Genomic DNA, 8,776 nt, shown 5'->3' with positions numbered 1-8,776 from the left:
ATCGGATGAAAGCAAATCCGTATGAAATCAGCGCGGCACGCTCCTCGCCGCCAGCGCGCGCGCGATCGCCTGCGCCAGCGCCGCCCGGTCAAAGGGCTTGGGCAGCAGCTCCGGCGCCGCCGGGTCGGCCGGGTCGGTCGTTTCGCCGTGAAGCAACTCGACCGAGTAGCCCGACATCAGCAGCGTGCCGATGCCCGGCAGCCGCTCGCGCACGCGTCGCGCCAGCTCGGTGCCGCGCATGCCCTGCCCGAGCGCAATGTCGCTGAGCAGCAGCTCATGGTCGCAGGCATGGGCCAGGCTGGCGAGCGCCTCTTCGGCCGTGCCGAACTCGGTGACGACGCAGCCAAGCGCGCGCAGGAAGTGGCCCACCACGCTGCGCACCTCGGCTTCGTCCTCGACCAGCAGCACCTTCAGTCCGGCCGGCAGCGCCGTGCGCGCGCTCGCGGCTTGGGCACTCGCGGCGTGGGCCTCGTGGTGGCGCGGCAGCACCAAGGTCACGGTGGTGCCTGCCCCCGGCGCCGACTGCAGCTGCACCGCGCCCCGGGACTGCTTGACGAAGCCGTAGACGGTGCTCAGGCCCAGGCCGGTGCCGCGGCCGAGTTCCTTGGTGGTGAAGAAGGGCTCGAACGCGTGCTCGCGCACCGCCTCGGACATGCCGCGCCCGGTATCAGTGACGGCGATGGCGACATAGCCATCGCGTCGCCCGGCCGCGGCGCCGAGTTCGGCGGCCACGTCGGCCGGCAAGCCGTGGCACGGCCGGCAGGCGAATGACAGCACGCCGCCCTCGGGCATGGCGTCGCGCGAATTGATCGCCAGGTTGAGCAAGGTCGACTCGAGCTGGCCCGGATCGGCGATGCAAACCACCGGCGACGATGCCTCGACCTCGATGCGGATGCGCTGGTCGAGCGTGCGCCGCAGCATGTCGGCCAGCGACTCCAGCAGCGCGGCCACGTCGACGTGGCTCGGGCTGAGCACCTGGCGGCGCGAGAACGCGAGCAGCTTGCCGGTCAGTTCGGCGCCGCGCCGGCTCGCGCGCGCGGCCGAGGCGAGCATCTGCTGCGCCTTGTCGTCCCCGTTGATGGCCGGGTGCTCCTCGAGCAGGTGCAGGTTGCCCTGGATCACGGTGAGCAGGTTGTTGAAGTCGTGCGCGATGCCGCCGGTGAGCTGGCCCACGCTCTCCATGCGTTGCGCATGCTTGAGCGCCTCTTCGGTCTGCGAGCGCTGCAGGCTGGTCGCCAGCAGGCTAGAGAGCGATTGCAGGAAGCGCACCTCGTCGTCGTCGAAGCGCTTGGCCTGGCGCGAGCGCACGCCGAGCACGCCGATCGTCTGGCCGCGGTCGGACAAGGGCACCGCGAGCGCGCTGACGATGCCTCGAGCCAGCCAGCCCGGGGGCAACGGGAAGCGGCGTTCGTGGCGCGCGTCGACCACCAGTTGCGACGTCGCCTGCGACAGCATGAAACCCGGCTTGGTCTCGGGCCGGTTCGCCACCTTGTGTCCGACCGCCTCGTCGTCGCCGAGGCCGAAGCCCCCGGCAACGCGGAACTCGAGCCCGTTCGGCTCGAGCAGGTACACCACCGCCACCTCGACCTGCAGCGCCTCGGCGGCCACCCTGGGCACTTCGCGCAGCAGCAACTGCGGGTCGCGCGTGTCGACCGCCAGCCGCCCCATCTGTGCCACGAACTCGCTGTAATGCGCACGCTGCAGCGCCTGCTTGACGCGGGGATAGGCCTCGATGCCGCGCACCGCCGCCACCACGTAAGGCAGCCCCTCGTCCTGCAGTGGACTCAGCGCAATCTCGACCATCACCTCGCTGCCGTCGCGGCATTTGGCGACCAGCTCCATCTGCGTGCCCATCGCGCGCGGCCGCGGGTGGAGCGCATAGGCGCCGCGGTAGGCGGCATGGCGCGGACGAATGGCATCGGGCACCAGCGCATCGACTGGCAGGCCGGTCAGTTCTTCAATGCTGTAGCCGAGCAGGCGGCTGGCAGCCGGGTTGGCCAACACGATGGTGCCGTCGGCACCCACCAGCAGCAGCGCATCGGGATAGGCCGCGAACAGCGAGCGGTACAACTCCGGTGGGCCGACCGGTGGCGTTGTCAGATCGCTCATCGCCGGTGTGCCCGCTCAAGCCGCCGACACGCGCGGCACGAAGATGTAGCCGGCGCCGCGCACCGACTTGATGATCTGCGGCGCTTGCGGGTCGACCTCGAGCTTCTTGCGCAGCCGCCCGACCTGCACGTCGATCGTGCGGTCGAAGGGCCCGCTCTCGCGGCCGCGCGTGGCCTCGAGCAAAAAGTCGCGCGACAGCACACGCGCGGCATGCTGCACAAAGACGCAGAGCAGGTCGAACTCGCCGCTGGTGAGCGGCACTTCGCGCCCCTCTTGCGTGGCGAGACGCCGCGCCGCAGTGTCGAGCTCGAAGCGATCGAAGCGCCAACGCGTGCGCACGGCAGGTTCGGCGGCAGGCTCGGTGACGAGCGCGGCGGCCGGCGAAACGCGCCGACACACCGCCTTGATGCGCGCCAGCAGCTCGCGCAAATCGAACGGCTTGGTGACGTAATCGTCGGCGCCGACTTCCAGGCCCACCACCTTGTCGATCGAGTCGCCGCGACCGCTCACGATGACGAGCCCGCAGCGCCAGTGTTCGCGCAGCTGGCGTGCGATGACGAAGCCGTCCTCGCCGGGCAGGCCGAGGTCGAGCAGCACCAGGTCGGGCGGGTCGCTGGGCATCAGCGCCATCAGCGCCGCGCCGCTGGCCAGCTCGCTGACGCGGTAGCCATGGCTCTGCAGGTAGCCGGCGAGCAGGCGGGTGATGTCGACCTCATCGTCGACGACGGCGATGTGCAGCGAGGTCACGCGGCATTCTGCCGCAGCAATGGCGATGCCTTTACATACACCCCGCATCGTCGATGCAGCGGCGCCGCGCCGGCGGGTCGACGGCGCGGGATGCCGACGCCAGCCGGCGGGCGTCGAAGCCGAGGTGTTTCTGCAGAAGAACGGTCGTTTCCGCGAAGTCCCGGTGCGGCCGGTCAGCGCGACGGCTTCAAGGCTGCCGGCATCGCTTCAAGGATGGTGCGAAACAGCTCGGCGTAGAGCGCCTCGGGCTCGGCGCCTGTCAGCGCATCGCGGTGCAGCCCGAACGCGCGTTCGAGCATGCGCCAGTCGTCGTCTGCGAACACCTTCTCGGCCAGCGGCAGCACTTCAGTCTCCTCGACGCGCATGTGTTCGAGGTAGAACGCGACATACGCATTGAGCGCAAGTTCAAATTCGTCGCGACGCGCATCGCCGAGCAGCTCCCAGGCCAGCAGCAGGTGCTCGAGCTGGCGGACGCGGCCCTCGCCCTGCGCGTGGTCGCGGTCGAGCCGCTGGAGCACGACGCGGCCTTCCTGCGTGCATTCGCGCAGGCGCGCAAACAGCATGCGCGTCTCCTTGACGTGATGCAGCCGCTCCGCGAACTCGTCGACGTAGAACAGCATCGCGCGCAGCGCGCGAAAGTCTGGCTGCAGCCTGCGCCGGTGCGCGTCGGTGACCAGCATCGACATCGAGCGCAACACGGCGGCAAACGCCGCGTGCTCGTCACGGATCATCTTCAGTGCGGCGGGGGCGGGCATGGCTGGCTAACGATTGCGCGAGACGGTGAGGGCATGGTTGCGCGCCTGGATCGTCGGCGTCTCGGTCACCGCGGCCGACGCATCGACGCGCAGCCCCAAGTCGGCGCCCCTCGCCGCGATCACCGCGGTGACGATGCCGGCCACCGCCACGATCGCCGGACCCATGCACACGCGCCACCACGACAACAGCGGCCGGAGGTCGCGCGGCGAGCAATCGATGTTCATGCAGATCTCCTTGAATGAGTGGGCGACGTGGCAAACATCGGGACGAGTCTGCGCGGCAGCATGCGCGGCCGACCTGATCTGCATCAAGCGCGGCCGATGCGAGCGGCCGGCGGCGCCGACGCACGGGGCGACGGTCGATACAACACCTCCTGCCGTCGTCCCTGTCCCTCGACGCCCAGCTTGCCAAGCAGGCCAAGGCAACGGGAGCGACGATCAACGAACGATCTTGTCGAGGTTCTCGGCGCGGTTGAGCCCCTTGGCCTCGGCGAAACCCTTCACATCGCGAAAGATCGTGGCATCGAGATCGGCCTCGGTGAAGTCGGCTCCCGCTACATCGGCGCCAGTGAGGTCGGCCCCGCCGAGCTTGACGCGAAAGAAGTTGACACCGCGCAGGTTGCTACCCCGAAGGTCGCTAAAAATCATCAGCGACCGGTTGAAGTCGGCGCCCGCGAGCGTCGCGCCCGCCAGGTTGGCGTTGGACAGGTCGGTCCGCATCTGTCCCATCCCCTGGTTCTTGATGTTGACGCCGACCATGGCGTGGCTGAAGTCGGCCCCGGAGAGGTCGGCCCCCGGCAGGTCGGCGATCATCTTGACACCCGTCATGTTGGCGCCCTTGAAGACCGGCATCTTCTTGACCTCACCGCCCAGGATCACGACCGAAAGCAGGCTCGCGCGGCTCAGGTTGGCGCCAGTGAAGTCCGTGCCCATCAGCCAGGCACCGTTCAGGTTGGCGCCTTGCAAGGTCGCACCGCGGAAATCAGATTGCACCAGCTTGCTTGCGAAGAAGCTGACGCCCCGCAAGTTGGCATTGCGAAAGTCGAGCCCACTCAGGTCGAGGTCCGAAAGGTCCTTGCCGGTGAAGTCGACCGGCTTTGATGGCGATGCGTTCTTCAGCATGGCGCTGACCTGATCAACCGAAAGCTCAGCCGCTGTGGCGTTCATGGCGCTAATAGCAGCGAGCAGCGCCGTAACGATGGTGGTCGCGATACTTACGCTGGGCTTCATCTCGGCTCCTTCGTCATGAGGCGACCGACCGGTCGTGCCGGAGCATGGGGCGACGCTCGAAACATGAAGCGCATGTGGCCAATTCGCCGGAGTGGCGCTCCCGCCCCGTTCCAGGCCTTCGCTTGATGGGCTGCGCAGAAACGACCTGCTGATGCCGCCGCAGCGCGTCGAAGCCCCGTTTTGTCGCCGCAGATCGGCCAGCCTTTGCCGCGATCATGAAGGCCGGCACCTTGTTGTTGTCGCCCGCGATGTACGACGATATGCCGCATGCGCCATCCAGACCCGCTCGCCCCGTGACAGACCCCGCCTCCGCAAGGCCCCCGCTCGACTGGTCGGCTTGGCCGCTGCCGCTGCTGGCGGGCTTGCTGCCGCTCGTCGCGACGCTGGTCGCGTACACGCTGTCGGTGCGACTGGGGCTGGTCGAGGCATGCATGCCGCTCATCGATGGCTGCATCTCGATCAGTCGCGCTGCGCGCCACGAGCTGCCGAACCACCTGTTCCGCGCCCTGCTGCTGCCGGCCGCCGCGTTGCAAGCGCTGTGCTGGCTGCTGTGCGGCGCGTGGCTGCGCACGCTGGGTGCCGCGCCGACGCGCAAGCTCCGCGCGCTGCCGTGGCTCGGTCTGGCGGCCGCGCTGTTTCTCGTGCTGTACGGAACGTTTCTCGGCACCGAGGGCGAAGCGTACCGCTGGATGCGCCGCTACGGCGTGGTGCTGTACTTCGGCGGCACCTGCATCGCGATGCTGATCGTCAGCGACGCCGCGCAGGGCCTCGCGCTTCAGGCCCGCCACGTTGCGCGCGCGCTGCGCGCGCTGTGCATCGCCTTGCCCCTACTCGGCCTGGCCAACGTGTTCGCGCCGCTACTCCATGTGGACGCTGCGACACGAGCAGCGCTGCAGAACAGCGCCGAATGGTGGGGCGGGCTCGTCTTCACACTGTTCTTCGTCGCGATCGCGTGGCTGTGGCATGCCACGCGTTTCAAGATTCGGTTTGCGATCAGATGTGACGATTAGGTCGAGGCCACGAATTGCCCAGGCCCATGCCGTACGACCTGAATGCGCGGCACGCCCATTCTTGCGACGAGCGCCTGCCCAAAGGCCGTTCATGGGGCGCGGTCAAGGCCTGGTTGGATGTCGGCTTGGAGCTGCGCCGATCGAGCACTGCGCCACCACGCTCGAGGCTCCCGGCGCGGTTGAGCCGCTTGGCCTCGTCACAGCCAGCGGTGGTGGCGCCGTTGAGTTCCTTCAGTTTGTGCGACGCGAGCATCAGCCCTCCTCCCCGCGATTGGCTTGCCAGAAGCCCTCGAATTGGAAGGACAGTTGCCGGTGGTGCTTGATGGCGAGAAGGTAAACCGTCCATCCCGGCTTGCTTGCCCCGCCTTGCGCGACGATGCAGTACAGCAGCAGGTAGTCACCCGACAAGTACTCGCGCACTTCAACGGCGCCAAAGCGCTCGAGCAACGCGGCCACACGCTCGCGCGCTTCAACCGACTGGGCCGTACGTGCAAAGAACCTTCGGCCAATGCGGGGATGGCGCTCCAGGTTTGCGACGACGGTATCGCCGAGTTCGTCAAGCAGGCTCGCGTAAGCCTGCGGAGCCTCGCGCTCCGTCCAGAACGCGCAGATTTGTGCGAGGTTGGCTTCGAAGTTTGCGGCAAACCGGACCGCAGCCTTGGCGAGCGCCACGCGTCAGCGGCGCTTGCTGCCTGGGGCGGTAGATCGCTTTTTTGCCGCTCGCTTCAGCTCACCGAGCGCTTCGCGCGCACCGCGGGTACGGCCGGCGGACACGTCGGCAAGACCCTCTTCAATGTCGGCGAGCAGGACCAGGTGAATCCGTTCCCGCTCCAAGCGGTGGTAGTAGTCGAGACGATCGGAGTCGATCAACGCGACGTAGCTCTCGCCGTTCTTGGTGATGATCTTTTCGGCACCCGCCTTCACCTGGTCGGCCAGCTCGGAGAGGTTGGCACGCGCCTGGGTCAGGGGAATCACGTCGGCGGCGGCGATGGTCATGGGCGGCTCCGATTTCTCTGTCGCGAATTCTGTGCATTTTACTTGCCCAACATCCGCACGGCAAAGCGGACCGTCACCACGCCAACCGCAAGATGTCCTCGACCTGACCCGGATCATCGATGCGTCGCGGATTGCTGCGCACCCAGGGGTTGTCCATCGCCTTGCGGGCCAGTGCCGCAAAGTGCTCCGGCAGCACACCGACCTCGCGCAGCCGGGTCGGCAGGCCCAGGTCGCGGATCAGCGACTCGAGCAGGTCGGCCGGGTCGGCTTGCGCGTCGCCCAGCGCATCGGCAAGCCAGCGTGCGCGCTCGCCGATCGCCTCGCGGTTGTAGCGCAGCACCGAGGGCAGCAGCACGCAGGAGGTGATGCCGTGCGGTACGGCGTGCGCCGCGCCGATCACGTGGCCGATGCCGTGGCTGGCGCCAAAGTTGATGCGGTTCACACCGGTGGCCGCGAGCCACGCGCCGGTCTGGCTGTCCAGGCGCAGCGCCGTGTCGCGCGGGGCGGCGTGGTAGCGGCGCAGCCCGCGCGACAGCAAGCTCAGCGCGCGCAGGCAGGTGGCATCCGTCAAGGGCTGCGCGTCGATCGAACACACGCTCTCGACCGCATGGTCGATGGCGCGGATGCCGGTCGACAACCACAGCCGCTCGGGTGTGTGCAGCGTCATCTGCGCATCGAGGATGACGGCGGCCGGGCCGATCAGCGGTGCGGTGTAGAGGTGCTTCTGGCCGACGCGCCGGTCGGTGCAACCCGCCAGGTCGCTGAACTCGGCCGCCGACAGCGTGGTGGGAACGGCGATCTGCCGCAGCGGCGGGTCGGCCAGCACGGGCGTGACGCGCTGGCCTCGAGCATCCACGGTGGCATGGCAACGGTCCATGCCTTCGACCGTGTCGACGTTCTCGGCCACGCAGATCAGCGCCACCTTGACGGTGTCGATCGCCGTGCCGCCGCCGATCGTCACGACCAGGTCGGCGCCGCTTTCGCGCAGGCGCCGCGCCAGCGCCAGCACGGATTCCCTGGGCGCGTGCTCCTGACATTCGTCGAACACGCCGACCAGCACGCCCTCGACTGCGGCCAGCGCCGTGGTCACGGCGTCGGTGGTTCGGTTGAGCGTGCGGCTGGTGACGGCAAACACCCGCCGGGCGCCGCGCAAGCGCACTTCCTCGGCAATGGCGGCGGCGGCGGGCTGGCCGAAATGAACGCGGTCCAGTGCGAGGTATCGGTAGGTGCCGGGTTTCACGTCGAGTCTCCTGTGCGGGGGTTGTGCATCGCTTTAGCGGCCGTTGGCAGGGCCCGGCCGCTGGGCCGTTCCACGGGCCGCGCCGGGTCCAGCCCGGTCATGTCATAGCCGCGCTTGAAGTCGCGAACGTGCTTTTGCATCCACGCTTCCGCATCGCCCGCGTTGCGCTTGCGGATGGCTTGGAGGATGGACCGGTGCGCCGTCACCAGCCGCGTGCCGGCTTCGGCCACGCTCGACATCACGACCTCGAACGAGTGGTAGAAAAGGCGGCTCATCGGCTCGCGCGCGAGCATCAGCGCGCGGTTGCCGCTGAGCGTGGCGACGATGCCGTGGAATTCGATGTCCAGGGCGACCACCGACTCGCCGGCCGCCACGGCCGCTTCGGTGGCGTCGACGTTGGCCTCCAGTTCCTTGAGCGCGCCGCTGCGGCTGCGCCCGGCCGCCAGCCGCGCCATCAGCGGCTCGAGCGTGTACATCGCCTCCATCAGCTCGTTGACGCTGATCTCGTGCAGCAACAGCGCGCGCTCGAGCAGGGTGCCGATTTCCTCACGCGAGGGGCGGCTCACCAGCAGCCGCTTGGCGCTCTCGCGCCGCAGCAGGTTGGCCTCCTCGAGGACGCGCGTGCCTTCGCGAACGGTCGATCGGTTGACGCCGAACTGCGCGCACAACTGCGCCTCGGTCGGCAGCTG

At 68.5% G+C, this 8,776-nt stretch carries 11 protein-coding genes; 1 reads left to right on the top strand and 10 read right to left on the bottom strand.

Going from position 1 to position 8,776, the window contains the following annotated elements:
* Window positions 1-27 precede the first annotated feature (27 nt).
* The 5 genes from RMO12_RS11435 to RMO12_RS11415 all read right to left on the bottom strand — a co-directional run bounded on the left by RMO12_RS11435 (window position 28) and on the right by RMO12_RS11415 (window position 4,841).
* Window positions 28-2,109 carry a PAS domain S-box protein gene (locus RMO12_RS11435; RefSeq protein ID WP_309639383.1) on the bottom strand — a complete coding sequence of 694 codons (2,082 nt, stop codon included), beginning with the start codon at window positions 2,107-2,109 and terminating at the stop codon, window positions 28-30.
* A 15-nt stretch (window positions 2,110-2,124) separates the two neighbouring features.
* Window positions 2,125-2,856, bottom strand: a complete 732-nt coding sequence (locus RMO12_RS11430) for a response regulator (RefSeq protein WP_309639382.1) — start codon at window positions 2,854-2,856, stop codon at window positions 2,125-2,127.
* 173 nt (window positions 2,857-3,029) lie between these two features.
* Window positions 3,030-3,611: a hemerythrin domain-containing protein gene (locus tag RMO12_RS11425; protein ID WP_309625892.1), complete on the bottom strand. Its 582-nt coding sequence runs from the start codon at window positions 3,609-3,611 to the stop codon at window positions 3,030-3,032.
* Between the two features lie 6 nt (window positions 3,612-3,617).
* The gene (locus tag RMO12_RS11420) at window positions 3,618-3,836 is read right to left on the bottom strand and encodes a hypothetical protein (RefSeq protein ID WP_309639381.1); all 219 of its coding nucleotides are present in this window, start codon (window positions 3,834-3,836) and stop codon (window positions 3,618-3,620) included.
* Window positions 3,837-4,049: 213 nt separating this feature from the next.
* Complete coding sequence (locus RMO12_RS11415) at window positions 4,050-4,841, bottom strand: pentapeptide repeat-containing protein (protein ID WP_309639380.1); 792 nt, start codon at window positions 4,839-4,841, stop codon at window positions 4,050-4,052.
* A gap of 215 nt (window positions 4,842-5,056) precedes the next feature.
* Here RMO12_RS11415 and RMO12_RS11410 point away from each other — a divergent pair, with 215 nt between their 5' ends.
* A complete protein-coding gene (locus tag RMO12_RS11410) occupies window positions 5,057-5,851 on the top strand; it encodes a hypothetical protein (RefSeq protein ID WP_309639379.1) in 795 nt (264 codons plus the stop codon).
* On the opposite strand, the gene RMO12_RS11405 is transcribed toward RMO12_RS11410, so the two are convergent.
* From RMO12_RS11405 to RMO12_RS11385, 5 genes are all read right to left on the bottom strand, one after another.
* Window positions 5,835-6,104, bottom strand: a complete 270-nt coding sequence (locus tag RMO12_RS11405; protein WP_309639378.1) for a hypothetical protein — start codon at window positions 6,102-6,104, stop codon at window positions 5,835-5,837. The two genes, RMO12_RS11410 and RMO12_RS11405, sit on opposite strands and share 17 nt — an antisense overlap.
* Window positions 6,104-6,523, bottom strand: a complete 420-nt coding sequence (locus tag RMO12_RS11400) for a type II toxin-antitoxin system RelE/ParE family toxin (RefSeq protein WP_309639377.1) — start codon at window positions 6,521-6,523, stop codon at window positions 6,104-6,106. The genes RMO12_RS11405 and RMO12_RS11400 overlap by 1 nt, the downstream gene beginning before the upstream one ends.
* A gap of 3 nt (window positions 6,524-6,526) precedes the next feature.
* On the bottom strand, window positions 6,527-6,847 hold the full coding sequence (locus tag RMO12_RS11395; RefSeq protein WP_309639376.1) for a type II toxin-antitoxin system Phd/YefM family antitoxin: 321 nt from the start codon (window positions 6,845-6,847) through the stop codon (window positions 6,527-6,529).
* A 73-nt stretch (window positions 6,848-6,920) separates the two neighbouring features.
* Window positions 6,921-8,087, bottom strand: coding sequence for an iron-containing alcohol dehydrogenase (locus tag RMO12_RS11390; protein WP_309639375.1), 1,167 nt, complete (start codon window positions 8,085-8,087; stop codon window positions 6,921-6,923).
* On the bottom strand, window positions 8,084-8,776 hold a 693-nt coding region (locus RMO12_RS11385; RefSeq protein ID WP_309639374.1), incomplete at its 5' end, for an FCD domain-containing protein. The genes RMO12_RS11385 and RMO12_RS11390, both read right to left, overlap by 4 nt.

This window comes from Methylibium sp. (genome assembly GCF_031393925.1).
In the GTDB taxonomy this organism is placed as follows: Bacteria; Pseudomonadota; Gammaproteobacteria; order Burkholderiales; family Burkholderiaceae_C; genus Methylibium.
This window is presented reverse-complemented; position numbering and strand designations above follow the sequence as displayed.